Annotated in this window: 27 protein-coding genes; 5 read left to right on the top strand and 22 right to left on the bottom strand. The window is 44.6% G+C overall.

What is annotated here, in order from left to right; genetic code table 11:
• Nucleotides 1-50: 50 nt before the first annotated feature.
• Both AC4EHK_RS02740 and AC4EHK_RS02735 read left to right on the top strand, forming a co-directional pair.
• Entirely contained in the window at nt 51-881 is an 831-nt protein-coding gene (locus AC4EHK_RS02740) for an ABC transporter ATP-binding protein (protein ID WP_490977266.1), read from the top strand.
• Nucleotides 881-1525 carry a hypothetical protein gene (locus tag AC4EHK_RS02735; protein WP_490977265.1) on the top strand — a complete coding sequence of 215 codons (645 nt, stop codon included), beginning with the start codon at nt 881-883 and terminating at the stop codon, nt 1523-1525. The genes AC4EHK_RS02740 and AC4EHK_RS02735 overlap by 1 nt, the downstream gene beginning before the upstream one ends.
• A gap of 49 nt (nt 1526-1574) precedes the next feature.
• Here the strand turns inward: AC4EHK_RS02735 and AC4EHK_RS02730 are convergent, their stop codons facing one another.
• On the bottom strand, nt 1575-1937 hold the full coding sequence (locus AC4EHK_RS02730) for a VOC family protein (RefSeq protein ID WP_490977264.1): 363 nt from the start codon (nt 1935-1937) through the stop codon (nt 1575-1577).
• Between the two features lie 141 nt (nt 1938-2078).
• On the opposite strand from AC4EHK_RS02730, the gene AC4EHK_RS02725 reads away from it, so the two are divergent.
• On the top strand, nt 2079-2759 hold the full coding sequence (locus tag AC4EHK_RS02725) for a hypothetical protein (protein WP_490977263.1): 681 nt from the start codon (nt 2079-2081) through the stop codon (nt 2757-2759).
• Between the two features lie 31 nt (nt 2760-2790).
• Here AC4EHK_RS02725 and AC4EHK_RS02720 read toward each other — a convergent pair whose 3' ends face one another.
• Nucleotides 2791-3639: a VLRF1 family aeRF1-type release factor gene (locus tag AC4EHK_RS02720; protein WP_490977262.1), complete on the bottom strand. Its 849-nt coding sequence runs from the start codon at nt 3637-3639 to the stop codon at nt 2791-2793.
• Between the two features lie 155 nt (nt 3640-3794).
• Here AC4EHK_RS02720 and AC4EHK_RS02715 point away from each other — a divergent pair, with 155 nt between their 5' ends.
• On the top strand, nt 3795-4106 hold the full coding sequence (locus tag AC4EHK_RS02715) for a DUF3243 domain-containing protein (protein ID WP_490977261.1): 312 nt from the start codon (nt 3795-3797) through the stop codon (nt 4104-4106).
• A gap of 20 nt (nt 4107-4126) precedes the next feature.
• Here AC4EHK_RS02715 and AC4EHK_RS02710 read toward each other — a convergent pair whose 3' ends face one another.
• Entirely contained in the window at nt 4127-5395 is a 1269-nt protein-coding gene (locus AC4EHK_RS02710; RefSeq protein ID WP_490977260.1) for an MDR family MFS transporter, read from the bottom strand.
• 51 nt (nt 5396-5446) lie between these two features.
• Entirely contained in the window at nt 5447-7573 is a 2127-nt protein-coding gene (locus AC4EHK_RS02705; RefSeq protein WP_490977259.1) for an ATP-dependent helicase, read from the bottom strand.
• Between the two features lie 100 nt (nt 7574-7673).
• Here AC4EHK_RS02705 and AC4EHK_RS02700 point away from each other — a divergent pair, with 100 nt between their 5' ends.
• Entirely contained in the window at nt 7674-7895 is a 222-nt protein-coding gene (locus tag AC4EHK_RS02700) for a hypothetical protein (protein WP_490977258.1), read from the top strand.
• A gap of 23 nt (nt 7896-7918) precedes the next feature.
• Here the strand turns inward: AC4EHK_RS02700 and AC4EHK_RS02695 are convergent, their stop codons facing one another.
• The 18 genes from AC4EHK_RS02695 to AC4EHK_RS02610 form a co-directional block, all read right to left on the bottom strand.
• Nucleotides 7919-8446, bottom strand: a complete 528-nt coding sequence (locus AC4EHK_RS02695; protein WP_490977257.1) for a YflT domain-containing protein — start codon at nt 8444-8446, stop codon at nt 7919-7921.
• 63 nt (nt 8447-8509) lie between these two features.
• Nucleotides 8510-8710, bottom strand: a complete 201-nt coding sequence (locus tag AC4EHK_RS02690) for a YwbE family protein (protein ID WP_490977256.1) — start codon at nt 8708-8710, stop codon at nt 8510-8512.
• Nucleotides 8711-8888: 178 nt separating this feature from the next.
• Nucleotides 8889-9995 (bottom strand): DUF2382 domain-containing protein, encoded by a 1107-nt coding sequence (locus tag AC4EHK_RS02685; protein WP_490977255.1) that lies wholly within the window; start codon nt 9993-9995, stop codon nt 8889-8891.
• Nucleotides 9996-10111: 116 nt separating this feature from the next.
• The gene (locus AC4EHK_RS02680; RefSeq protein WP_490977254.1) at nt 10112-12160 is read right to left on the bottom strand and encodes a catalase; all 2049 of its coding nucleotides are present in this window, start codon (nt 12158-12160) and stop codon (nt 10112-10114) included.
• A gap of 128 nt (nt 12161-12288) precedes the next feature.
• On the bottom strand, nt 12289-13260 hold the full coding sequence (gene glsA / locus AC4EHK_RS02675) for a glutaminase A (protein ID WP_490977253.1): 972 nt from the start codon (nt 13258-13260) through the stop codon (nt 12289-12291).
• 103 nt (nt 13261-13363) lie between these two features.
• Nucleotides 13364-13966: an alpha/beta hydrolase gene (locus tag AC4EHK_RS02670; protein WP_490977252.1), complete on the bottom strand. Its 603-nt coding sequence runs from the start codon at nt 13964-13966 to the stop codon at nt 13364-13366.
• 229 nt (nt 13967-14195) lie between these two features.
• Nucleotides 14196-15074: an Hsp33 family molecular chaperone HslO gene (gene hslO / locus AC4EHK_RS02665; protein WP_490977251.1), complete on the bottom strand. Its 879-nt coding sequence runs from the start codon at nt 15072-15074 to the stop codon at nt 14196-14198.
• A 27-nt stretch (nt 15075-15101) separates the two neighbouring features.
• Nucleotides 15102-15326, bottom strand: coding sequence for a DUF896 domain-containing protein (locus AC4EHK_RS02660; RefSeq protein ID WP_490977250.1), 225 nt, complete (start codon nt 15324-15326; stop codon nt 15102-15104).
• Between the two features lie 20 nt (nt 15327-15346).
• Complete coding sequence (locus AC4EHK_RS02655; RefSeq protein WP_490977249.1) at nt 15347-15829, bottom strand: RrF2 family transcriptional regulator; 483 nt, start codon at nt 15827-15829, stop codon at nt 15347-15349.
• A 186-nt stretch (nt 15830-16015) separates the two neighbouring features.
• Nucleotides 16016-16549, bottom strand: a complete 534-nt coding sequence (locus AC4EHK_RS02650) for a chromate transporter (protein ID WP_490977248.1) — start codon at nt 16547-16549, stop codon at nt 16016-16018.
• Nucleotides 16546-17097 carry a chromate transporter gene (locus AC4EHK_RS02645; RefSeq protein ID WP_490977247.1) on the bottom strand — a complete coding sequence of 184 codons (552 nt, stop codon included), beginning with the start codon at nt 17095-17097 and terminating at the stop codon, nt 16546-16548. The genes AC4EHK_RS02650 and AC4EHK_RS02645 overlap by 4 nt, the downstream gene beginning before the upstream one ends.
• A gap of 41 nt (nt 17098-17138) precedes the next feature.
• Complete coding sequence (locus tag AC4EHK_RS02640) at nt 17139-18743, bottom strand: gamma-glutamyltransferase family protein (protein WP_490977246.1); 1605 nt, start codon at nt 18741-18743, stop codon at nt 17139-17141.
• A 62-nt stretch (nt 18744-18805) separates the two neighbouring features.
• On the bottom strand, nt 18806-19804 hold the full coding sequence (locus tag AC4EHK_RS02635) for an ABC transporter ATP-binding protein (protein WP_490977245.1): 999 nt from the start codon (nt 19802-19804) through the stop codon (nt 18806-18808).
• Nucleotides 19767-20783 carry an ABC transporter ATP-binding protein gene (locus AC4EHK_RS02630; RefSeq protein WP_490977244.1) on the bottom strand — a complete coding sequence of 339 codons (1017 nt, stop codon included), beginning with the start codon at nt 20781-20783 and terminating at the stop codon, nt 19767-19769. Before AC4EHK_RS02630 ends, AC4EHK_RS02635 begins: the two co-directional genes overlap by 38 nt.
• Nucleotides 20784-20790: 7 nt before the next feature.
• Complete coding sequence (locus tag AC4EHK_RS02625) at nt 20791-22350, bottom strand: ABC transporter substrate-binding protein (protein ID WP_490977243.1); 1560 nt, start codon at nt 22348-22350, stop codon at nt 20791-20793.
• Nucleotides 22351-22372: 22 nt separating this feature from the next.
• A complete protein-coding gene (locus AC4EHK_RS02620; RefSeq protein WP_490977242.1) occupies nt 22373-23260 on the bottom strand; it encodes an ABC transporter permease in 888 nt (295 codons plus the stop codon).
• 15 nt (nt 23261-23275) lie between these two features.
• Complete coding sequence (gene nikB / locus AC4EHK_RS02615; protein ID WP_490977241.1) at nt 23276-24217, bottom strand: nickel ABC transporter permease; 942 nt, start codon at nt 24215-24217, stop codon at nt 23276-23278.
• Between the two features lie 405 nt (nt 24218-24622).
• Nucleotides 24623-25072 carry an Lrp/AsnC family transcriptional regulator gene (locus AC4EHK_RS02610; RefSeq protein WP_490977240.1) on the bottom strand — a complete coding sequence of 150 codons (450 nt, stop codon included), beginning with the start codon at nt 25070-25072 and terminating at the stop codon, nt 24623-24625.
• Nucleotides 25073-25105: the final 33 nt, after the last annotated feature.

The raw sequence follows: 25105 nt of genomic DNA, 5'->3' as shown, positions 1-25105 counted from the left end.
TGAAAATCCTATCAATTAGATTACTGCGAAAGATATGGAGGAGTTATGTAATGACAATAGCCGTCAAAACCAACGACTTGTCAATTGGATATACCGACAACTTACTTTTTGAAAATTTGAATTTATCGATTCCGCGCGGCGAAATATCGGTATTTGTTGGCAGCAATGGCTGTGGCAAATCGACACTTCTTCGCTCGATTGCGCGTTTACTGAAACCTCAAGAAGGTTCTATATTATTAGAAGGCAAAGAAGTTCATAACATGTCTTCACGCGAAGTAGCAAAAAAAATGGGCATTCTGCCACAATCACCGGTATCACCAGAAGGTTTGACTGTACACGACCTCGTCAAGCAGGGGCGCTATCCACACCAATCTTGGCTGAAACGCTGGACTGAAGAAGATACCGAAAAAGTTGAAGCTGCCATGAAGGCAACACGCGTCGATCAATTTCGTGACAAGCCGGTCGATGAATTATCGGGCGGACAACGCCAGCGTGCCTGGATTGCCATGACTCTCGCACAGGATACTGAGATCATTTTGTTGGATGAGCCAACTACTTATTTGGACATGACACACCAAATCGAAATATTGGATTTGCTGTTTGAGCTGAATGAAACGCAAGGGCGCACGATCATCATGGTTCTACACGACTTGAACTTGGCTTCCCGTTATGCACACAACATTATTGCCATCAAAGACGGAGAAGTATTCGGACAAGGCACTCCGGAAAATGTCATCAATTGCGATTTGGTTCGTTCTGTTTTCGGTATGGAATGCCAAGTTTCCAAAGATCCGTTATTTGGTACGCCGCACTGTGTTCCGTTTGGCAGAGGCCGGTGCATCGTGCCGGAAATCAAACAAGCATTAAGCAGCGCACAATAATGGAAAAGCTGGAACTTTTTCAAGTCCAACTTCAAAAAAATCCACATGGGTTTATGACATTGTCGGAAAGCATGGAAAGCCGTTCTCAAGAACTGATTTCGAAAATTCGCACCGAATCTGGAGCACTTACTGAAACCGTCGCTTCGTCCATCTTCATGAGGCGCTTCGGTTTTTTCATTTCTGCACAGCTTTACTTATTGGCGAACGGGAAAATGTGGGCAGGTCCACTGAGCGAAGTCCACTTGACAGAAGCCGAGTATGGAATCGCTTTTGAAATAGATGAAAAATGGCTCAGGCTGCGCCAAGAAAGCGACTTGGAAATGGTGTTGAAAGACTATGCCTTTCCCGTCGTGGAAACATTCCGGAAGATGGGTCCCATCTCTAAATTGAATCTCTGGGAAAATATTTGGGGATACGTAATCTGGATGTACGGCATGGAAAGCTCCTCGCAAGCTGAACAGGATGCTCAAACTTTGCTGTCCGATTCTTTTTGGCAGCCCCAAATGCGCAAATCGCATTTCAAGCAGTTTTTAGGCGGACACAGCTTAGCAGAGTCAAAAGTCGAGTACAAACGCGTGACCTGCTGCCTATATAAGGAATTGCCAGAAACAGATAAATGCCCATATTGCCCTTTGCGAAAATAAACGCCCTGCATCCAGCAAGGCGTTTTTATTTTAACCAATTTGTCTATGATTATTTTAGAAATTCCAGCCGGTTGCCAAACGGATCGAAGACAAAAAAGCGTTTGACTCCCGGTATGCTGCTATCTTCCTTCCACTCCACTCCATTTTGGGACAAGTGTTCTTTCAAGTCCTCATAACCGGATACTTGAAATGCTGGATGTGCTTTTTTTGCTGGTGAAAACGGCTCTTCTACACCCACATGCAATTGTTGTCCGCCGAACACAAACCAAGCGCCTCCCCTTCCTTTTAACGCTTCCGGTTTTTCGATTTCCTGCATGCCGAGAATTTCTGCATAAAACTTTATTGCGGCCTCTTCTTTTCCTGCTGGTGCTGCAACTTGCACGTGATCAATATGTAAAATTGAAAATCCCATGTTTTCACTCCTTTCTTTTTAGTGTACCGACATTCTTACCAAAAGAATATACGAACGTTTTTAAGCTTTTCCATAAGTTTTTCCAATCACTTTACAAACACGTTTGATTTCCCGTAGCATATTAAACAAAGAGGTGACTGCATGACTTTCCCACAACAAGCGAAATACTTTCTGAACAGCCAATCTGTCGCAACGGATCGCATTCCGCAACATCCGCTCAGCCAAGACATGCCCACCATGATTGAAGAATTAAAAGAGTGGTGCGGGAGTGACAATGCGGGAGTGGCGGTATCGTACTTTTTTCGTCAATATGCCCTATACGTTACTGCCCAGTTTAATATGATCCACCAACATGGCGGCTATTTTTCAGTTCATTGGAGCGAGCTCCGATTTGATTGTGTTCATAACTATGGATTGCCTCTTCTAGAGACACATATAAAGTCGTCCGCCTTTAAAACTGTCGAGCCAAGTGAACGGTTCCACGCTTTTCATGAAATCCTTCATGAGCAAGTAGACGAACTGCTGAATGAATTTAAAAAACACATAAAAGTATCCCCCATTACCTGCTGGGAGAATGTACTCGGCTCTGTCTTATGGTTTTATGCTGGAATGGAAACCCGGCATCCACGAGTGGCTGCCGAAGACTTGGAGTGGCTTCTTGAGTCGAAAAACTGGAAGCCGGTCAAAACTTCTTATCTCGCCAAGCTGCTCGGCAATACTCCTCTTGAGCAGGCTGTCTCGAAGCCGTTAAGAAAAACGTGCTGCTTGTACAAAGAGATGCCTCTTTTTGCAACCTGCACCTTTTGTCCAAAGCCCAATTAAAACACCTCAGCAAAGACGCTGAGGTGTTTGTTTATACTTCGAATACTGCGTGCAGGATTTTCCCTGGATCGTTGTTGATTAGGTTTTTGTATACGCAGCTTGTTGGTTTCTTATGAAGAGCATTAGAGAAAGATTTGGCATGCTCGGCTTCACCCACAACATGGATTTCCTCCCATTTGCGCTCTTTTTTTAACTTTTCGATTTTGCTTCCCATGTCTTTATAGAAACGCTCGAGATTTTCTTTTAACCTGTGGTCTAATTCATCAACCGGGCTTCCCCCGCCGCTTCCGCCGATAACTGGGCTGTTTCCGCCTGCACTACCACCAGAAGATCCAGCTGAAATACGCCCTGAACTGCGTACACCCTTCTGCTCTGTCCATACTTCCAGTCCAGCATCGAACTCGTAAAAGAATTCTTCGTTGATAATCCCCATGGATGTATCAATCACACGGATGCCTTTAAAACTCGGCAAAACAACACCGGCATAAGGATACGCTTTATACATATAGCGCAGTTCTTCTAGAACAGGCTTAGTTTCCCAATGAAAACTTGTCTTAACCGGGATTTGTACATAGTGTACTGACCACAGATCCTTATGTGGAGATGCAAAAATAATGACACCCTTTTGAAGGTCATTTTGGTTATCCAAAATCTCTTTTTCCACTTTTTTTCTTAATACCTTGTAAGTATTCATTTCCTTCTCATCGTTAGACGCATTTAAATATTCGTCTAATCGTTTCAGCCCATTCTTCAAATGAATTTTCCATGCTCCGTTCTGAGCATTTAAATCGGTTGGATTCGTATTCAAATAAACACTTAACACGCAACGGTCTGGACATTCAAAACTTTTCAATTCCTGGATTTCGTCGTATAAGGTCATTCAATCATCCTCCTTGTATTCCGTCCTTGTTATCTGATTACCCACCTGGATTTTATTTAAACGAATCTTCTGAATGATTATCAACCGACGTTTAGAATTTTTAGTTGGTGGTAAATAGAGAGTACGGTAAAAAATTTGAAGGAGCGTGTTACAGGATGGAAAACATCAACAAACAAGTTGAAGATAAATTAAAGAATACAGATGATAAGAAAAAAGAGCAGATTTTAGCAGATTTTTCGGTTTTCATTAACTACTTGGGCGACAAAGTAGAGATCGGTGAAAAAATGGGCCTAAGCGAAGAACGCATTGCTCAGTTGGCTGAAAAAGTAGCGGGCTACTTAGCGAAAAAAGAAGATCCAAAAAACAGCGAAGAGTACTTATTGCAGCGCTTATGGCAGGTTGGCGATAAAGAACAGCAACATATGCTGGCACACATGCTGGTGAAATTAGCCAAAGACCAAAACTAATAATACACGAAAGGCCTTCCTCAATGGGAAGGCCTTTTTTCGTATAGATGAAACATGAACAAATAGACAAAGCCGCTTGCGAGTGCGAACAGCCCCAACAAGCCAAACGTCCAAGCAAACCCAAACCATGCCGTCATCGGAATCGAAATCGGCGCAATCATTCGCCCAATTGTATAGCGCAAACTCGCAGCCGCAAAATATTGACCGCGCATGTCTTCAGGAGCCAGTTTGGAAATGAAGTTCTGCTGCAGTCCCACAACCATCAACTCGCCAAAGGTGAAAATTGCCATTGCGACAACGAAAATCCAAAACCATGAAGTTACAGGGAATAGCCACATAGCGACTGCATAAAATGCTGCAGAAGCGAAGAACACCCATTTTTCCGGAAACTTGGTCATCCAGCGAGTAATAACAACGGTCAACAACGCTACGAACAAGCCATTTTCGGCTAACAGGATGCCAAAAGAAGTTTCCCCTGTAACCGTCCATTCACGGTCAAAAAGAGTCGCAATTGTTTGCGTATCAATTGTTTCCTTCAAATAGATTGGAATCAGTAAATCCAATTGCATAAAAGTCTGTGCGCCCAAAATTCCGGCAATAATAAACAACAAGAACAAGCGATCTTTAAAAATCAATCCATATTCTTTAAACTGCTTGGATACCGCTCCTATCCAACCGGTTGCTTCCTGTGTCTGCCACTTGTCGAGCATCACCTGAGACAAGGTTTCTTTTGTCAACAGCCTTAAAACCATGCCCAGCAGCATTGAGATCACTGTCACAACCAGCAGCAGTTCGAAACGATAGGAAAAGAACAGGATGGCGCCGAAAAGCGGACCTACTACAACAGCAATATTCAAAGTCGTGTAAAAAATAGCAAACACATCGCTGCGGTATTTTTCCGGCACAACGTCCGCAATCATCGCCTGACTCGCTGGCCAATATAGAGACCCACACATTCCAGCAAGCGTAAACGCAACAAACCCAAGTTCAGGAGACTGCAGCCATGGAGAGTTGGCAAAGGCGAACAGCAAAAACGAAAAGCCTTGCGCGACAGAAGCGAAGACCATCATACGCCTACGTCCAAAGCGGTCCGCACAGTAGCCCCCCACCAAGTTTGAAGCCACAGAAAACACTTGAGAAATAACCAGCAACAGCCCTGCTGTTCCTTTGCCAAACTCTTCCGCAAAATAAATCGCTAAAAACGGGAATACCATCCAATAACTTGTATTCATAAAAAACTCGCCGACCAAGCGAACTTTCAAACTTCGATCCCAATCTTTGATTTTCATTCCCATTTCCTCGCGTTCCTCTTTATGTCACCTTTGTATGTTACACAGGCGTTACTCGATAATCTCCAACAATCTATAGCTCAAACAAATATCAATCATCAAGTCTTTCCGTTCTTTTGCGAATTGGATGGAGATCCGCTCTTTGTCCCGTTCAACGATTTTTCCAGCTCCAAAAACCCGATGGCGGACTTGAACTCCTTCATGCAGCGAATCTTCCGAATCAATGGCATTCGGGTTGTCCGGCACTTTTACTTTTATTGGGGTTTTTGCTGCAACACGCTGCGGTTGGGCTTGCCGTTTCTCAGGAACAATCAAGTCGCGCACCTCATCTACAAAGCGGGATTCACTATCGTAGCTGATTAGCTCCAAATGATTTTTCGCTCGTGTCATTCCTACATAGAACAAACGCCGAGCTTCTTCCAACGTATCCGGCGTCTCTGCATCTTCTTCCGTTGGAATGACGCCTTCCACTAAATCGATCATGTACACGCGGTCAAATTCCAGGCCTTTGGAGCTGTGGAAAGTCGATAAAGTCAACATGTCATCGGTTTTTTCTACTTTCGCTTGCTGGGTCACCTGTTCCAGCTGTTTCAGCCGCTTTGCAAAAGCCGTCATGGATTCCAGCGGTTCTGCAATTTGTTCTAAGGTTGTTAAGATTTGCGCCAAATAGGTCATTTTCATTCCGAATTTTTCGGCACGGCTCGCAAGCATTTGATCATAGCCCATTTCTCCGCGTATGGTGCGAATCACTTTCAGCGGTTTCATGCTATTCAATGCCTGGAACCATTTTTGCTGTTCAGCCAAAATTTTCAGTTGGTAATCTTTTAAGGTGATCGTTACATTGATTTCATCAAAAGCAGGTTTGTCTGTCGGCTTCATCCGGCTCAACATTTTCAGTTGGCTGCCGGACCAATAAGCATTGGTTTTGGAAGCGACTTTCGCATAAATATCGACGCGCTCGGGCTTTAAGCTGAAACGCATAAAGTTCAACATGTCTTCCACAATCCAGTGGGAGAAAAAGCGGTTGTCTGAGTCTTTCATGTAAAAAGGAATGCCCAATCGTTCGAGTTCACTCATCAGCAATGTTGAAGATGAATTGTTTCGGTATAAAATGGCTACGTTTCCGTACTCAGTCAGTTCTTTCAGTTCTTTTAAAACGTATTTGAATTGTGCGTCTTCCGAGCTTAAGCGCTTTAAAACAATCGGATCGCCTTCTGGCTGCTTAGTGAACATGTTTTTGTCGTGGCGTTTTTTATTGGTTTTGATAAATTGATTGGCGGTATCCACTATGTTCTGGGAAGAGCGGTAATTGCGTTCCATTTTCATAATGTATGCATCGGGATATACTGTTCTGAACTTTAGTAAATACGTGGGTTCAGCAGCTCTCCATGTATAAATCGACTGATCGTCATCGGCGACGACGCAAAGATTTTGATGGCGAGCCACTAGTTTTTCCACGATGGCATGCTGAATCAAGGACGTATCCTGGCTTTCATCTGTCATGACATAATCCCAACGCCCCTGGTACTTCGCCAAGAGACTTTTGTCTTTTTCCAAAGCCTCATAGGCCAGTGACAGCATATCATCAAAGTCTACTAACCTTACGTCATAGTTTTCTTTAAACGCTTCATAGGTTTTTAGAATTTCAATGGCACCTGGAAATGGTTCTTTCAGCTTTGCCCACTGTTTTCGCGGCAACATTTTGTTTTTGACAAAGCTGATGAACGAAGTCAATTCTTCCAACTGGTCATCGGTGATCGGTTCGTCATTTTCAGTTTGGTACATTTCTCGAAGCAACTTCCTCTTGTGGAGACCGTTTGTTTCGCTGCCTTCGATCATAATGTAGCGCGAGCCTGAAAAGTAATCGCGGGTAATTTGAAAAGCCAAACTGTGGATGGTCGAAAAATCAATTGGCTGCAGGGAAGGGAAAAAGCGTTTGTAGCGCTCGAGCATATCGGTGGCGGATGCTTTACTGAAGGTGATGGCTTTAATCCGCTGCGGCGATACGCCCTTTTCTTCAATTAAGTACCCTATGCGCATAATCATGGTGGTTGTTTTGCCGGATCCCGGGCATGCCAATAGCAGGAGAGGACCTTCTGTACGCTCTACCGCTTTTCGCTGTATTTTATTTAATTGAACTCCAAGTTCCTGCTTTTTTCGTTCAAAGAATTGGCTCATGATGAGGGACTCCTTCGTTTTTCAATAACCCTATATTAACACAAAAACGAACCCGTTTTAATGGGTTCGTTTCGTTTAAATTGATGGATGTATTTTGCGTATGTGCTTTTTTGAAGTTGAACAGGCGCTTGCGCTTTTCTTTGTGTCCAGACTTCAGCTGCCAGCTCCTCGAGTCACTTCAGTCTTTCCGGAAATGGCTAAGGAACGCCATTACCGGCAAGGCTTCCAGCGCTTGTCGGAGCTAAACGGCAGCTTCCGCTTTTCTTCGTGTCCAGACTTCAGCTGCCAGCTCCTCGAGTCGCTTCAGCCTTTCCGGAGCTAAACGGCAGCTTGCGCTTTTCTTTGTTAAATAAAGTTTTTTTCATCTGGCTTGCTGATTGGGTCGGCGTTGCGTTTGTCTTTTTTTTCTGCCGGTTCTTCGTAGTGTTGGTCATCCAGTTCGACTGCTTTTTCTTCTCGGTCTTCTTCTATAGAACGGAGACCTTCTGATTCCAGTTTGTCGTTTTGAATGGCCGTCTTTTCGTCTTCCGGCAATTCAAATGCGTCATGAGCGTCCTTGTTGACGTAAAGCAAGAGCTTGCCGTTTTGAACGTCGCGGTAAAAATGCTCAGATTCATTTTCATCGATTCCCATGTTTAAGAAAGCTTGATGAATCCGTTCATTTCCAGTCAAGAACGTCGCGAACCGATCCGCCCAACTGCCTTCTGATGCATGCACTTCAACATCCGACTTGCCTCTTACGAGCGACAACTGGTCATCGGACTTCGCCATCACGTACATGTCTTTGTCCACATGTCCGTCTTTCTTCAATTCTTCGATTTTCTTTAAAACAGTTTCCTGTGAATCGTACGTTTCGATAAATCGATTTGGCATTGTGATCTCTCCTTAAAAGGGGTTATTGTATTTTACCCTTGCACGGGAGGCATGAAACACCACTTATTTTGCGGAAAGAATTTCACAGACACGTCCAACCTGACCATCCGTCAGACGTACTTTGATGCCATGTGGATGGGTAGCAGAGTTTGTCAACAAATCTTTGACAACGCCTTGTGTCTTTTTCCCTGAACGCTGATCCTGCTTTAAAATTACATTGACTTCAATTCCTGGTTTCACGTCACTTCTTTTTTTACCGTCCATGCTTATCCCTCCTTGCTTTCTTTTACTATACGCTATTCGTTTCGAGCCGACAAAAAAAGCCGCATTCGCAATCACCGAAAAACCGGCATATGTTTACCGCGACATGCCGTGTAAACAACCATTTGGTCAAAATAAAAAAGGCGGGGAGCAGTCCCCGCCTCGTATTGCATATTACTGATTATAACCGATCACGGTCAGTGCGGTTTTTATTGGTTAATTTGTCGTCTGTTAAGTTGGTGTCTTCATCAATATCCGCTTCTTCACGGCGGACAGTTTCGTTGATGGTTTCTGTATCTTGTACTTTGCGTTTTCCAACTACAATTTCTTCAGCCACTACGTCTTTTTTCGTAACTTCGACGCGTTCTTCGGTTACCGGAATGTGAATGTTTTCGCCTTCTTGATAAGCATCTCCAGTTAACCCAGATTTGTTATCAAACGAATTTCCTGTTGTTTCTTCATTTACAGGGCGGCGTTCCACATACACTTCTTCGCGCTCTACTGGCACTTCCACCGATTGAGTTTCTTCAACAACGTGCTTGCCAACATTGACTTCGCCTGTTTGCACGCGTTCTTTGTCGACTTGCAAGCGTTCTTCATGCAGACGAAGCTTTTCTTCTTCTGTATCTGCAGTAGGGTTTAGGCCTTTGTTGGAATCACCTAAATGGTCTGTCGGATGGTCATCAACTGTGCGATCTGACCCAAGTCCAAATCCCGTGCCTGAATCTTTTCCGACGCCAGCAGTTTCATCTGTATCACGGCTGAACACATCATCTTTTTTATTGTAGTACGTATCATTCGCAGCATTTGTATCCACTGTAAGCCCATCTGTGCTCACCGCTTCATCGTCCATGTGGTTTCTGCTAGTTCCGACTCCAGTAGCTCCAGCTGCACCCATCGTGCCTGCTGCGCCACTTGTTGAAGTGTTGTCGTATGGCGCTTGTCCCTCGTAGTTTGCACCATATTCACGGTCTACAAACAAGAGAATTTTGCCGTTTTGCACTTCGTTGTAGTAACGGTCTGCTTCTGCTTCATCTACGCCCATTCCAGAGAATGCTTCACGCGAAGATTCATTTCCTGAAAGGAAGCCCATGAACTTATCCATCCAGTTTCCTTCAGATGATTTGTAATCGACATCTGTCCGCCCGCGTACCATGGAAATTTGGTCTTTATCCCGTGCCATTACGTACATATCATCTTCACTAGATCCTTGTGCTTTCATTTCCTCGATTTTCTTCAATACTTCCGTTTCGCTGTCGAACGTTCCCATAAATTTATTGTTGGCCATTTTTCTATTCCTCCAATTTTATGATGCGTATTTTGAAAATGCTTGCTTAGTCTAGAAAATACCCGGCATGTCTATTCTTAAACATTGTGAATTGTTAAGACTTTATGTGCATACTTTTATTCGACTTGTCTGTCCCAATGGCGGTGAGCTGTAATGGCTTCTAAAAATGTCGCTGTAAAGTTGGCGGCATCGCTTGCCGTTACAACTCCTGGCTGGCTTTCAATGCCTGCTGCTTCGATCCATTGCTGACCATCGTGCGTCGCACCGATTGGCTTGTAATGATCGAATGCTTCGCCAATGTAACGCGCCGCTTCTTTGGCAAATTTTCTGCTGACATCCGGTCCGCCCACTGCGTAAATCGCGTCATACAAAACAGGATCCGTGGTAGTAAATGTATGGTCGACCTCGAGCTCTTTGCCGTTTGCGCCTGTCAAGTTGCCTTGCATCTCGCTGACCACTTCGTACTGCACGCCTTTTGCTTCAAGTCCTTCGAGAATCTCCAGCAGTTCTGCATCGTTAAAGCCTTTATCTGCAAGAACTCCCACTTTGCGCGTTGCAGGAGACTTGATCGTATTGTCCAAGCTCAACGCTGGCGAAGATTTTGTCACATCAGAACCGCCGCTTGTTGGAGGAGTTACGCCAATATTTTGGGCAACTGCCTGCGCCATTTCCAAATTAACGTTGGTGAACATCTCAACAGCGCCTTCGCGAATCCACGTTTCTTGGCATTTTCCAAGTTCAAAACTGAAAGCCTCGATAATATGCTTTCGTTCCGGTTCGGTCATGCTGTTCCAGAACATGGTTGCTTGCGAAAAGTGATCTTTAAAACTCTCACTGCGCGCGCGCACTTTTCGGCCTTCCATTTTTTCCTCGTAATGAGAGTAACCGCCATCTGCCTCACTTACAGGAGCAGGGGTGTTATTGGTAAACGAGCTCTTTTGATAAGAGACCCGACCTTTATTGATTGTTTGGCGCCCAAAGCCGTCCCGTTGGTTATTGTGAAATGGACAAACTGGGCGATTGATCGGCAATTCATGGAAATTCGGCCCATTTAAACGGAGCAGCTGGGTATCGGTATAAGAAAACAGACGGCCCTGCAGCAACGGATCATTGGAAAAATCTATTCCTGGTACGACATGTCCTGGATGGAACGCTACTTGTTCTGCTTCCGCAAAGACATTATCGACATTGCGGTTCAAGGTCATCTTACCGACCATTTGAATTGGAATTTCTTCCTGCGGCCATAACTTCGTCGCGTCCAGCAAATCAAAGTCAAACTTATGCTCGTCTTCCTCTGCGATAATTTGAACACCTAGCTCCCACTCTGGAAAATCTCCTTTTTCGATGGAGTCATACAGATCACGACGATTAAAGTCCGGGTCTTTCCCGGCAATTTTCTGGGCTTCGTCCCAGACTAATGAATGTGTGCCCAGCGTCGATTTCCAGTTAAATTTGACGAAATGCGACTTGCCTTCCGCGTTCACAAAACGGAATGCATGCACGCCGAAGCCATCCATCATGCGGAAGCTGCGTGGAATTGCGCGATCAGACATTAGCCACATCATCATGTGTGCGGTTTCCTGGTTGTTGATGACAAAATCCCATAAAGTATCATGGGCACTGGCAGCCTGCGGCATTTCGTTATGCGGCTCCGGCTTTACTGCATGAACAAAGTCCGGAAATTTAATAGCATCCTGAATAAAGAATACTGGCATATTGTTTCCGACTAGGTCATAATTTCCTTCTTCTGTATAAAATTTCGTTGAAAATCCGCGAACGTCTCTTACTGTTTCTGCAGAGCCTTTTGATCCGGCTACAGTAGAAAAGCGAACAAAGACAGGCGTTTTTTTGCCTTTTTCAGATAGAAACTTAGCTTTTGTCAAGTTTTCCAGAGATTCGTATGCTTCAAATTCACCATGTGCAGCATATCCTCTTGCATGAACGACGCGTTCCGGAATACGTTCATGGTCGAAATGAGTCATTTTTTCCCGAAAATGAAAATCCTCCAACAAAGTAGGACCTCTTTCACCGGCTTTCAATGAGAATTCATCTTCTGCCATCTTCAGTCCCTGGTTGGTCGTCAAGCTTTTTCCGGAATCATCTACCCGGTATTGCTCTAATTGTTCGTCTTTGCTGTTTTCGTTCACTTTGGGCTCTTTTGCCATTTCGCCACTCCTTTGGGTTTTTTTATTCTTTCTTCTATTCCCCTGTCTTCTTTTATAAAACAAATCTTTATTCTCTTTTTTATAAAAAAATTCCCCCGTGAGCTTCTGAAAGCCTACGAGGGAATGGATTAAAAAATACTTAAATCCCATTCTTTTGATATTTGCCGCAGCATCATGGTGCCTGCTGCGCTGTTTCCCTGAACATCGATAGCAGGTCCATAAACGCCAATGCCGGCACCTGCCCGAAACTCGTTTGTTTGCGAGTGAAGCTTCGGCGGAACTGCCGCCATGATGCCGCCGGACACACCGCTTTTCGCCGGAATACCGACATGTGCTGCAAAATTTCCGGAGGAATTGTACATGCCGCATGTGACCATGAGCACTTTGGCAACCTGTGCAATTTCTTCAGAAAAGTGCTTGACCTTGGTAATTGGGTTGAATCCGTCATAAGCAATAATCAAACCAATCAATGCCAAGTCCTTGGTACTTACTTTGATTGAACATTGGCGAATGTAAATATCCAATGCTTCTTCTACTTCGATATCCAGAAATTTCGCTTCTTTCAAATAGTACGCAAGTGCACGGTTTCGGTGTGAAGATTGCCATTCTGAATCATACACTTCCTTATCAAGTTCAAGCGGGTGGCCCACCAGTTCTTCCAGAAATTCCAGCAAAAATTCATATTTCTTCTGGCTTGTCTGGCCTGGCAGCAAAGCCGAAATCGTTATCGCTCCTGCATTGATAAAGGGATTGAACGGCTTGTTTGGCCGATGAATTTCGAATGGAATAATTGAATTAAATGCTTCTCCAGTCGGCTCTACATCCACTCTTTCCAAAACAAAATCTAAGCCGTAATGGCGGCTCAAGGCGATGAATGTTAATGCTTTGGAAATGCTCTGCAAAGTGAATTCTTTTGTCGTGTCCCCTGCACAATAATAGTTTCCTTCATCGTCGACCATACAGATTCCCAGCTGGCTTGGGTCTTCTTTTCCAAGTGCCGGTATATATTGTGCCGTCGTCCCTAATATGGCGTGGCCTTTGTTGTCTTTTACCCAAGCCTCTAATTGTTCTTGAATGTGCGGATTGTTTTGCACTGCCATCCCTCCTTCAACTTCTTTCTTCCCATCATGAATGAAAGCCGTTGCCTTTGTCAAAAAAGCATGCCATAAAAAAATCTTCCCCGTCGTTCGGGGAAGATTCCTTTTATAATTTATCGTACCAAGCTTTAGCAGCTTCAACTTCCGGCATTGTTAACTGATGGCCAAAATCTTCCCAATGCAGATCAACTGCAGCGCCTGCATCTTTTAACAAATTTTCAAGATCGGTTGACTCTTCTGCCGGACAAATTGGATCGTTAGTACCAGCTGCTATAAAGACTGGAACCCCGGTTAAATCAGGCAGGGTCGTTTCACGATTTGGTACCATCGGGTGATGCAGACTCGCGCCTTTTAATGAATCCGAATAAGTGAACAACAAATTGGCCGCTATGTTGGCACCGTTTGAATAGCCGACGGCAATGACGTTTTTGCGGTCAAAACCATGCTCTTGAGCCGCCTGTCCAATAAATTCATGCAGTTCTTCTGTACGGAGCTTCAAATCTTCCATATCAAATACGCCTTCAGACAAGCGTTTGAAAAAGCGCGGCATGCCATTTTCGGATACATTTCCGCGGACGCTTAAAACTGAAGCCTCCGGGTCAATGTGAGCGGCAATTGCCAATAGGTCGTTTTCGTTTCCACCTGTGCCGTGAAGCATTAGAAATGTTGGTTTTGCGGGATTTGTACCTTGCTGAAAAATATGTTTCATTGATATAACCTCCAGTTTTAGTTTAAGTAAATTACTTTAAAGAACGTGCTTCATTCACCAGCTTTGCTTGGTTGAACTGACTAAGGCAGTTATTAGGCAGTCTAAAACCGTTCCCTATTTTTCACAAAAAGAAACTTATCTCGAATTCAAGATAATAATACCATAGATTTTCTATTCTTCCAATAAAAACGGCCCATCGCATATATTTTGCATGGGCCGTGTAGAGTTATTAAGTTTGAGGATTCAGCATATCTTCCAAGTTTTCTTTTGAAAACAAATAATTTTCGTTGCAGAAATGGCATTGTGCTTCTGCTTTGCCGTCTGTGACGATCATGTCTTCAATTTCAGCCGAGCCAAGACTTTGGATCGCTCTGGAAATTCGGTCTCTGGAGCACTGGCATTGAAATTGGACTGGCATTTCATCAAGCACATGAACATTGCCGATTCCTAACACTTCGTTCAGTATATCTTCTGGCGTAAGACCTGCCCGGACCATATTGGAAATGGTCGGAATGACTTTCAAACGCTCTTCAATTTCCACGATGACTTTTTCTTCTGTCCCCGGCAGCAACTGAATAATAAACCCACCAGAAGCCTGGATGGTGTTATCCGGATTAACAATAACGCCCACACCTACCGAAGACGGAATTTGTTCAGAAGTCACTATATAATGTGTAAAATCGTCTCCCAGTTCACCAGATACGATAGGAACCTGCCCGACAAATGGCTGGAGCAATCCGATATCCTTGGATACTGACAATGTCCCTTCTGTACCAACAGCTCTTCTGACATCAAGCTTGCCTTGCTCGTTTAAATCGAAATGAGTCAAAGGGTTGGTCACGTATCCGCGAACTTCTCCTTTAGCGTTTGCATCGACTAAGATGGTTCCGATTGGACCACCTCCGTTGATGCGGATGGTCAATTTTTCTTCGCCTTTCATCATGGCGCCAAGCATTACACTTGCTGTCATCGAACGCCCAAGTGCAGCTGATGCCGTTGGCCACGTATAGTGGCGGCGTTGTGCTTCTCCTACCGTTTCAGTCGTACGTGCAGCATAGGCACGCACTTGCCCATCATAGGCTAAAGCTTTTACTAAATAATCGTTCATTTTTTTCTTCCTTTCTACTTAAGCTTCCTATAGTTGAGTCACTTGTTTTTTTAAACGTACTTTATCAGGAGTAACGTCATCACCAAGCGGGTCAATGACCTTCATGCTGGTCACAGTCGACTCCACCTGACCGCGTATTGACCGCAAATAATCTTCGCGCAATACTTGCCGTTCTACGATCTCAGCATTTGTCAGTCCTTCTTCACGTGCTTTTTTCGCCAATTGGTTGATGCGCGGCAAAATTCCGATCATAGTGTTCCCTCTTTTCATTTTTATCCGACCAGCTTTTGAGATAGCCACTCGGTTAGTTTCCGTGTTTTTTCCTGAAATCGCTCTTCCTTCATTTTCTCGGAAAGCAATGAGATGGTTTCCTGCTCCATCCGGAAACGCCAAGCATTTTCTGCTTCCAGCATTAAGTCCGTCAACAGGCAGCACCGCTCAGGCTCTTCCAGTTCCAACAAATCGCCCAATACCCCACTGGGTGAATACAGTGACTGTTGTCCTTCAATGGCAACGTATATATCGAATACACTTATTTCTTGTGGTTTTTTATTGAGTTTAAATCCACCCTTTACCCCTGGTACGGAGGTAATCAAGCCTGCACTGACCAACTTTCTTAACAGTTTCTGAAAATAGGTTGGGGAAGTGCCGAGCTGCTGGCTGATCGCTTCACCCGGAAGCACCGCTTTGTCCGGCAGCATATTTAGCAAAAGTATGGCATATACGGATTGTTCTACACCTGGTTTCATATGCACCCGAATCACCCTCTTTCAATTACGGATAAAAATTATCCTCGTTATCCACATTAAACCTTCTCGAATTAAAAGTAAATAATTATGCTCGCACTCCCGGGAGACCAAAAAAGACCACCCGCATTGGATGGTCTAAGCTTCTTGTTATTTAAACGAATAACCTGTTCGTATACTTAAACCATGCAAAAGCTAAACGATTCCGGATACCGCACCGTATGCCAGCGCCAGTAAAATGACAAAAGCCGGATGGATTTTCCTGATTTCAAGCAGCCAATAGCTGACGATGATCAGAATCACCGTCTGCACAGTACCTGAAGTATCAACTGAGGTCATAAAAAATTGCAGTGTCATGGCGCCCAGCAATACAGCAATAACCGGACGGACGAGTTTTGTGATATTTTTGACTTTCGGCGAATCTTTGTATTTCAAAAGCGTCACCATTAAAGCGACCATCAAAATAAGTGACGGCGCCACAGAAGCGAACAAAGCGACTATCGACCCCAATATGCCGCCTTCCATATACCCGATGTAACCCGCCATTTTTGTAGCGATCGGTCCTGGCAATGCATTGCCCAAAGCTAGAACTTCACCAAACTCTTGCGTTGTCATCCAGCCATAACGGTCCACTACTTCTTTTTCCACAAGCGGAATCGAAGCAGGTCCGCCTCCATAACCCAAAATACCCGGGATAAAAAATGCCAAAAAAATGGACCAGTAAATCATTTTGACCCCACCCCTTTCTTAAAGGTAGTTAAGGAAAGAATCAAAACACCTAGTATGACAAACGCCGGATGGATATTCAGCAGTTCCAGCAAGACGATGGCAATGGCTGTAAACAGAATCGCGCGACCCATCCCCAAAGACTTGCCCGACTTTTCAAAGAAATCCCATGTCATTACCGCCAGCATAACGCCAACAACTGGTACGACTGCGGCTGACATGCTGTTGACCCATTCAAGATCTTTGTACCTTTGCAAAACTCCCAAAAGGACAATCATCATGACCACTGTCGGAACGACTGAAGCGGCCAAAGCGATCAGGCATCCCATCATCCCATTGACACGATAGCCAATGTAGCCCGCCATTTTTGTGGCAATTGGCCCTGGCATGGTATTGCCTAACGCTAAGGTATCGCCAAACTCATCTTCGGTCATCCATTTATAATTGATAACGGCTTCACGATGAAAAAGTGGGATAGCGGCTGGCCCGCCGCCGAATCCAAGAAGGCCGACGCGGAAAAAAGCGAGAAAAAGATCTCTATTGGTTTTCAAGTTGGAGTGTTCCCTTTTCTTTTTCTCTGCTTTTCTAGCGCTTACCAAGCAGCCACCGCGCCGTCTGTCCGTGATTCGGTGCCCCCGGCTAGAACGCCTGTTTCCGGATTCCGCCAAATAATTTGCCCTCTGCCGAAACTGCCGCCATCTGTTGCAACTTGAATGTGATGGCCTTTACGGCTTAAAGCCTGTGCCAGGTAATTCGGGAAACTTGGTTCCACAAGAATGGTTTTCCCTTCCATCCACTGCCATCTAGGTGCATCGAGTGCAGCCTGCGGATTCATTAAATAATCAATTGTATTTGTCACTACTTGGAAATGGCCCTGCGGCTGCATATAACCGCCCATTACACCAAACGGTCCGACAGCTTTTCCGTCTTTTGTAAGAAATCCCGGAATGATGGTGTGGAACGTCCGCTTTCCGCCTTCCAGTACATTGGGATGCTCAGGATCCAAGGAAAAGTCAGCCCCACGGTTTTGCAAGCCAATGCCAGTTTCTGGAATAACGATTCCTGAGCCAAAGCCCATGTAATTACTTTGAATATAAGAAATCATATTCCCTTCTTCATCTGCCGCAGACAAGTAAACCGTACCGCCTTTAGGCAATTCATATGGCTCTGGGTCTGAAGCAGTTTCCCCGATCGATTTCGCACGAGATGCAGCATACTCTTCAGATAACAGGTGCTCTGTACTAACCGGCATATTTTCAGGTTCTGTAATAAATGCTTTGCCATCCGTAAACGCCAGTTTCATCGCTTCAATCTGTTCGTGGAACGTGTCTGCAGACTGCCATTTCGGCTGACCGAGCTCTTTAAAAATATTCAATGCCATCAAAGCAACCATTCCTTGCCCGTTTGGCGGGATTTCCCACACTTCGTAGCCCCGATATTTTGCTGAGACTGGTTCAACCCACTCGGGCTCGAACGCTTCCAAATCTTCTTTGGATAGGAAGCCATCATGCTTTTTCATAAAGGCATCAATTTTATCTGCAATCGCCCCTTCATAAAAAGAACGCGCATCGGTTTGTCCAATTTCTTTTAAGGTAGCGGCATGTCCCGGAGATGACCACATTTCGCCTACTTCAGGTGCACGGCTATGGGGTGCAAATGTATCAAACCATCCTTGGTATTCTTCGCCTGTAAATGTGGTTTTGTATTTCGCATAGGCACCTTTCCAGTATTTCCCGAGAATCGGTGTTAGCGGATATCCTTCTTCTGCGTAACGGATCGCTGGCTTCAGTGCCTCAGCAAGCGTCAACTTGCCAAACTTCTTCGATAGTTCTGCCCAAGCAGCCGGAACCCCCGGAACCGTCACTGGCACTAAGCCAAATGTCGGCATTTTTTCAAATCCAAGTGCCTTGACTGCTTCTGGTGAAATGCTTTTGGGTGCGGGACCGGAGCTGTTTAAGCCGTGCAGTTTGTCTTTGACCCAAACCAAAGCAAACGCATCTCCTCCAATTCCATTCGAAGTTGGCTCGACAACCGTTAAAGCGGCAGCTGTTGCAATCGCTGCATCAATCGCATTTCCTCCATTTTGCATAACTTCAATGCCAGCCTGTGCTGCCAGCGGCTGAGAAGTAGCCACCATTCCTTTTTTTGAAAATACGGTATGGCGTTGTGATGCAAACGGATGGTTTAAATAGTCCATGAAAATTCCTCCTGTCAGTATAAAAGCCGGATACGGAAACACTTCCCGCATTCGGCTTATGGTTATCCGGCAAAATGGCAAGCAGCAAAATGATCTTTTTCGTGTTCAATAAATGCTGGTTTGTCCACTTTGCATTTTTCCTGTGCGATAGGGCAGCGCGTGTGGAAAGGGCAGCCTGAAGGCGGGTTTGACGGATTTGGCATATCTCCCACCAAACGCACCCGTTCCTTTTTCGCATTTACGGTTGGCCGCGGAATCGCAGACAACAAAGCCTGTGTATAAGGATGAAGTGGATTCTTAAAAATTTTGGAAACATCACTCATCTCTACAGTATGCCCTAAATACATAACCAATACACGGTCACAGAAATAACGAACCACTCCAAGATCATGTGAAATGAATAAATAAGACAGATTGTACTTTTCCTGCAGCGTTTTCAATAGCTTCAATATTTGCGCTTGTACCGAAACGTCCAACGCTGAAACAGCTTCATCACAAATGATAAATTGCGGATTTAAAGCAATTGCCCGGGCAATTCCAATCCGTTGCCGCTGTCCGCCGCTGAATTCATGGGGGTACCGGTCATAATGCTCCGGCTTCAAACCCACTTCCTTCAATAAATCTTCCACTGCATCCCTTCTTTCCTGCAAGGGCATGCTGGTGTGCATTTTAAAGACCTCATCCAGCGCGTGTCCAACCCGCTGGCGTGGGTTTAAGGATGCGTATGGATCCTGAAAAATCATCTGCATTTCTTTGACAAACTTCTTCTTCTCTTTTCGCTTTAAATCTTGAATTTCCTGCTCGTTAAAGAAAATTTTTCCATCAGTCAGCTCTTCCAATCCTAAAATGGTTCTGCCCAATGTCGATTTGCCGCATCCAGATTCTCCGACCACTCCAAGGCTTTCTCCTTTATAGAGCTTCAGGGAAACGGATTCTACCGCTTTCACATTCCCTTTTACGCGTTTTAAAACACCGGCTTTGATCGGGAAATATTTTTTAACACTGTCCAGCTCCAAAAGAATTTCAGACTTCGAGGGTGATTTTTCTTTGAGTGTCGTCAACTGGCTCCACCTCCTTGTCTACAAGCCAACAACTGGCATAATGCTCTTTTCCAGCCTTGAATTCCGGTGGCACCTCTGTTTTGCATTTATCCATCGCGAACTTGCAGCGAGGGTGGAAACGGCAGCCTGATATTTTTTCATTCAACCCTGGCATATTCCCTGGAATCGGTTCTAATTCAAACTCTGGATCGTCTACATTCGGCACCGAATTCAGCAAGCCGATTGTATAGGGATGCTGAGGGTTTTCAAAAATTTCACGTACGGGTCCTTCTTCAATTTTTTTGCCGGCATACATGACCATGACGCGGTCGGCGACTTCTGCCACAACACCCATGTCGTGTGTGATCATTAATACACCCATATTCATTTTATCCTTCAAGTCTTTGATCAAATCCAAAATTTGTGCCTGGATCGTTACATCCAAAGCGGTTGTTGGTTCATCGGCAATTAGTAAGCTCGGGTGGCAGGCAAGTGCCATGGCAATCATGACACGCTGCCTCATCCCACCACTAAGTTCGTGTGGATACTGATTCAACCGCTTTTCAGCATTGGGCAGCCCCACTTGCCTGAGCAATTCAATGCTTTGTTTGTTGGCTTCTGCCTTTGATAATTTATGGTGCAGGAACAGCGGCTCGCGCAATTGATAACCAATGGTCAGCACCGGATTCAAAGCAGTCATCGGCTCCTGAAAAATCATGGACATCTTATTGCCGCGAAGCTGCCGCATCTGCTCATTCGAAAGTTTTTGGAGAGATTCACCATCCAGTAAAATCTCTCCGTTTTCAATCGTGCCATTTGAAGGCAGCAGCCGCATGACGGATAGAGAAGTAATGCTTTTGCCGCAACCAGACTCTCCAACGATACAGAGAGTCTCCCCTTTATTCACATGAAAAGAGACATCTCTGACCGCTTGTAATGAACCATCCGCTGTACGAAACGACGTTACTAAATTCTTAACTTCCAGTAATGCCTCTGCCATACTTTCCCTACTCTCTTGTTACGTCTTGTAAGAACCATTGTCCGTTTGGATCCAATTGAAGGCCTTGGATTGATTCGTCAGTAGCAGCCGTCACGACACCATGGTACATAACAATCGCTACATCCTCGTCCAACATTAATTGGTTCGCCTGTGCCAAATAATTTTCACGCTCTTCCTGATCGACTGTCGTGCGTGATGCTTCGACCAGTTCATCAAATTCAGGGTTGCTGTATTGTGCACGGTTGGATGCGCCGACGTTATCTGAATGGAAGTTCGGATAGAACATTTCAGAACCATCACTTGTTACGTTTGACCAGCTCAAGAATGTTAAGTCGTATTCACCTGCACGAGCTGTGTCCAAGAACGTTGCCCATTCCATTGTTTCAATTTCTACGGTAAATCCAGCTTCCGTCAATTGAGACTGTACAATTTCTGCCATTAAGACAAAATTATCACGGTTAGCAGCAAGCAACTTAATCGGCTCGTCGCCAAATCCGTTTTCTTCGACTAATTGTTTAGCCGCTTCCGGATCGTAGGCAGTTCCCGCGTCATCTGCTGATTCATCATAGCCAAAAACCTGCGGCCCAAGAACGCTGTCACTTCTGACACCTAGCCCGTTTAAGTTTTCTACGAATGCATCACGGTCAATTGCACTTGCCACTGCTTTTCGGAAATCCGGATTTTGATTGCGTTCTGTCGAATGATTGAACGTTAAGTAATAAACCGGTGTTCCTTCTTTTTTCGTCACTTCAACATTTTCCAATGATTCAACGCGTGATAATTGTTCTGACGGCAAAGCATCGATAAAGTTCACTTCACCCGTTTGCAGCATGGAAATGGCTGTAGAAACTTCAGGTACGACTTTGTATGTCACTCTGTCTAAATCTGGAGCGCCATCCCAATAGTCTTCATTTTTCTCCAATACAATTTGATCTCCCTGATTCCAGCTTGCGAATTTGAAAGGTCCGGTGCCTACTGGCTCTTGCATCAAATCTTGGGCTTCATCAGCTGTTGGTGAAATAATAGCTGCGTTTGAGTGTGACAAAGCCGCCAACAACGGTCCATATGGATATTTCGTTTTGATCTCTACTGTTGTTTCGTCAATTGCAGTTACAGTATCGATTGGCTCCAGCAAAGAAGCCCGTGGAGCAGCAGTAGCAGGATCAATCAATTTTTCAAACGTATACTTAACTGCTTCCGCATTAAATGGGGTACCATCCTGAAATTCGATTCCCTCTTTCAATGTGATAACCCATGTCAGCTCGTCTGGATTTTCATAAGACTCGGCTAATTGCGGCTCGAGTTCCATTGTTTCAGGGTTGCGTTCAAACAGGTTTTCATAGATCTGTGACATAACACTCGAAGATACCGAGTCGTTCGTCATAGTTGGCGAAAGCCCTACTGCGTCCGTTGTAGAAGCATAAATTACTTCCTGCTCAGCAGCTTCTGAAGACGTTGCGCCTTCATCACTCCCGCCTTCTGCGCCTTCAGGAATTGTACTCTCTGAACATGCACTTAAAATCAGCAACCCGATTAATGTTAATAAAAGCAGCCATTGTTTCTTCATCAATAACGTCCCCCTATATGTTTTATTGTTGTAAATCCATATTCGGATCAAGCGCATCCCGCAGGCCGTCGCCCAATACGTTAAAAGCAAAAACAGTCAACATGATCGCGATCCCCGGCACAATGGTTAAATGAGGTGAAGACCACATGAAATCCTGCCCTTGCGAAATCATGGCTCCCCATTCAGGTGTTGGCGGCTGGGCACCGAGCCCTAAATAGCTCAGAGCAGCTGTCGATAAGATAGCTGTAGCCATTCGCATTGTGGCAAAAACGATAATTGGGGCTGAAGCATTCGGCAAAATATGGCGGACCATAATCCGCAAGTCGGATGCTCCCATCGATCGCATGGCCATAATGTATTCTTTTTCTTTTATAGATAATACCGATCCTCGGACAATACGAGCACAGGTTGGAATCGACCAAATACTGATGGCGATCGCTACGTTCACCAGGCTTGTTCCAAGAATGGCAATGATCAGCATCGCCAGCAAAATACCAGGAAATGAAAACAGCAAATCGACAAAGCGCATGATGACGGCATCCATTTTCCGGTAATAACCAGCCAACATGCCGAGGATGATGCCGCCTACAAGTCCCAATACGACGGCCACACTCCCTACAACAAGGGAAATTCGGGCACCATAGACGATACGGCTCCAGACATCGCGGCCATAATTATCTGTCCCCAACCAATGCCCCTCACTGAAAACCGGCATCTCTCTGTTTGCTAAATTTTGTGTGATGGGATCATGAAACGTAATAAATGGAGCAAAGATGGCAATTAGCACTTGAAGAATGACAATCGCCAGGCCAACAATCGCCAACCTATTTTTTAATAATCGCCGAATTGTTGTAATGTAGTATTTTTCTCTTTTTTTCGGTTTCAATTCGACAGTGTCCGCTGTTGTCATAGCTCCCCCTCCTCCCTATTCATATTTGATGCGTGGATCAATATACGTATAAACGATATCCACCATGAGGTTGACGATGACGAACAAGGTTGCTACGAGCAGCACGGATCCTTGAACCATTGGAAAATCCCTGGCTGCAATCGCATCGATCATTAACCGGCCAACACCATTAATGGCAAATACTTTTTCTGTAATAATCGTGCCGCCCAGCAAGAAACCGAAATTCAATCCAATAACTGTGATGATGGGTATCATGGCATTTTTCAACGTATGGATCCATATCACATTTCTTTCTCTGACCCCTTTTGCCCGTGCAGTCCGCACGTAATCCGCACGAATCACTTCCAGCATGGACGATCGGGTCATTCGGGCAATCATTGCTGCCGACCCTGTTCCCAAAGTAATCGCCGGCAGAATCAATTCTTTAATGCCATCAATTGTATAGAAGGGATTCGACATCCCTCCAACCGGCAGCCACTGAAGATTTACAGCAAACACCAAAATCAGCAAGGCGCCCAGCCAAAAGTTCGGAATCGAAATCCCAGCAAGAGCAAACGTGGTTGCTGAAAGATCCAAAAAGGAGTTTTGCCTCAATGCAGAAACCAATCCTGTAATGACCCCAATGATTACCGCCACGATCATACTGGCGATGGCTAATTTCAAGGTGTTGGGGAATCGGACTATAATTGCGTCCGCGACCGGTTGAGCGGTTTGATACGAGTAGCCAAAATCTCCTTGAACCGCATTTCCTACATACCTTGCGTATTGTGTGAGGAATGGATCATTCAATCCCAGGTTGTCCCGAATTGCAGTAATGTCTGATTCTGTAGCGGTGGGCCCTCCAATAACTGCTGCTGGATCTCCTGGCGCGATATACATGGAAGAAAACACCAGAAATGAAATACCAAACAATAAGAACAACAACTGCAAAGCGCGACGTATTATTAAAGCAATCAATTCTCCACCTCCTAATCATTTGTTAAGCATTTATTTAATTTCACTTTCTAAAAGTAAATAAATTGATAATTTTGATTATAGAGCATGATTGCGAATAAATCCACACTATTTTTTCGAAAGGTTTATTTTTTTGTAAAATATCTTTCATAAAGTCTGTTTTTCTTTATTTTTTCCAACTTATTGTATATTTTTTACTTTTCACAAGCGAACGATTTAGTAAACATAAATACAATCGCCAATATTAAAAGCCTGCAGCTTTTTAGCTGCAGGCTAATTTCCCCCTACCATGACCATTTACCAAGAAACTAAACGGCCAGAGCGGTTGAACTGTTCCGTGCCACATAAAAAAACTGTAGACAAACTCGTATGAATCGAGTTTGTCTACAGTTAGTAACATGCAAGATTTTATAGTTTCATGCCGGTTCTGCTCTTGAAGCGCCGGAGAAGAATATGGCTTTCCACTCTGGTGATGCCATCGAGAGCATAAAGCTCTTCATTGATAAATTTTTCGAGACCGGCAAAATCATCTACCAAGACATGCATATGGAGCGTAGATGGACCAGTCATTTGGTAACAGCTGGCGACACTTGGGTTGTCTGCCAAAGTTTGAGCCACTTCAACCAAAGAAGCCGGTTCACAGTCCACTTCAAAAAATCCGGATACTTTTTTCCCAACTTTTTCGCTATTAATCACGACTGTAAAGCTCTCGATAACGCCGGCTTCCGTTAACTGATGGACTCTTTCTCGAATCGCCACGCGAGACAAATTCAGTTCCTTGCCAATATCTACATATGAAATCCGACCGTTTATGGTTAATAACTCTAATATTTTTCGATCGATCTGATCTAATTTCATGAATACACCTCATGCTTTTATTTTAACGTTTTC

This window comes from Planococcus sp. TJ-307 (assembly GCF_058268435.1).
The sequence above is the reverse complement of the archived record's forward strand: the minus strand, read 5'-3'. Positions and strand labels throughout refer to the sequence as shown.

Excerpts from the sequence above, each read along its gene's own strand:
- AC4EHK_RS02705 (WP_490977259.1), bottom strand. The coding sequence starts at position 7,573 with ATGAGCCAATTCTTTGAACGAAAAAAGCAGGAACTTGGAGTTCAATTA.
- AC4EHK_RS02685 (WP_490977255.1), bottom strand. The coding sequence starts at position 9,995 with ATGGCCAACAATAAATTTATGGGAACGTTCGACAGCGAAACGGAAGTA.
- AC4EHK_RS02620 (WP_490977242.1), bottom strand. The coding sequence starts at position 23,260 with ATGACAACAGCGGACACTGTCGAATTGAAACCGAAAAAAAGAGAAAAA.
- AC4EHK_RS02695 (WP_490977257.1), bottom strand. The coding sequence starts at position 8,446 with ATGCCAAATCGATTTATCGAAACGTACGATTCACAGGAAACTGTTTTA.
- AC4EHK_RS02625 (WP_490977243.1), bottom strand. The coding sequence starts at position 22,350 with ATGAAGAAACAATGGCTGCTTTTATTAACATTAATCGGGTTGCTGATT.
- AC4EHK_RS02660 (WP_490977250.1), bottom strand. The coding sequence starts at position 15,326 with ATGATCGGAATTTTGCCGCGCATCAACCAATTGGCGAAAAAAGCACGT.
- AC4EHK_RS02715 (WP_490977261.1), top strand. The coding sequence starts at position 3,795 with ATGGAAAACATCAACAAACAAGTTGAAGATAAATTAAAGAATACAGAT.
- AC4EHK_RS02720 (WP_490977262.1), bottom strand. The coding sequence starts at position 3,639 with ATGACCTTATACGACGAAATCCAGGAATTGAAAAGTTTTGAATGTCCA.
- AC4EHK_RS02670 (WP_490977252.1), bottom strand. The coding sequence starts at position 13,966 with ATGAAACATATTTTTCAGCAAGGTACAAATCCCGCAAAACCAACATTT.
- AC4EHK_RS02690 (WP_490977256.1), bottom strand. The coding sequence starts at position 8,710 with ATGGACGGTAAAAAAAGAAGTGACGTGAAACCAGGAATTGAAGTCAAT.
- AC4EHK_RS02725 (WP_490977263.1), top strand. The coding sequence starts at position 2,079 with ATGACTTTCCCACAACAAGCGAAATACTTTCTGAACAGCCAATCTGTC.
- AC4EHK_RS02700 (WP_490977258.1), top strand. The coding sequence starts at position 7,674 with ATGTGCTTTTTTGAAGTTGAACAGGCGCTTGCGCTTTTCTTTGTGTCC.
- AC4EHK_RS02630 (WP_490977244.1), bottom strand. The coding sequence starts at position 20,783 with ATGGCAGAGGCATTACTGGAAGTTAAGAATTTAGTAACGTCGTTTCGT.
- AC4EHK_RS02740 (WP_490977266.1), top strand. The coding sequence starts at position 51 with ATGACAATAGCCGTCAAAACCAACGACTTGTCAATTGGATATACCGAC.
- glsA (WP_490977253.1), bottom strand. The coding sequence starts at position 13,260 with ATGGCAGTGCAAAACAATCCGCACATTCAAGAACAATTAGAGGCTTGG.
- AC4EHK_RS02650 (WP_490977248.1), bottom strand. The coding sequence starts at position 16,549 with ATGATTTACTGGTCCATTTTTTTGGCATTTTTTATCCCGGGTATTTTG.
- hslO (WP_490977251.1), bottom strand. The coding sequence starts at position 15,074 with ATGAACGATTATTTAGTAAAAGCTTTAGCCTATGATGGGCAAGTGCGT.
- AC4EHK_RS02735 (WP_490977265.1), top strand. The coding sequence starts at position 881 with ATGGAAAAGCTGGAACTTTTTCAAGTCCAACTTCAAAAAAATCCACAT.
- AC4EHK_RS02730 (WP_490977264.1), bottom strand. The coding sequence starts at position 1,937 with ATGGGATTTTCAATTTTACATATTGATCACGTGCAAGTTGCAGCACCA.
- AC4EHK_RS02640 (WP_490977246.1), bottom strand. The coding sequence starts at position 18,743 with ATGGACTATTTAAACCATCCGTTTGCATCACAACGCCATACCGTATTT.
- AC4EHK_RS02610 (WP_490977240.1), bottom strand. The coding sequence starts at position 25,072 with ATGAAATTAGATCAGATCGATCGAAAAATATTAGAGTTATTAACCATA.
- AC4EHK_RS02710 (WP_490977260.1), bottom strand. The coding sequence starts at position 5,395 with ATGAAAATCAAAGATTGGGATCGAAGTTTGAAAGTTCGCTTGGTCGGC.
- AC4EHK_RS02680 (WP_490977254.1), bottom strand. The coding sequence starts at position 12,160 with ATGGCAAAAGAGCCCAAAGTGAACGAAAACAGCAAAGACGAACAATTA.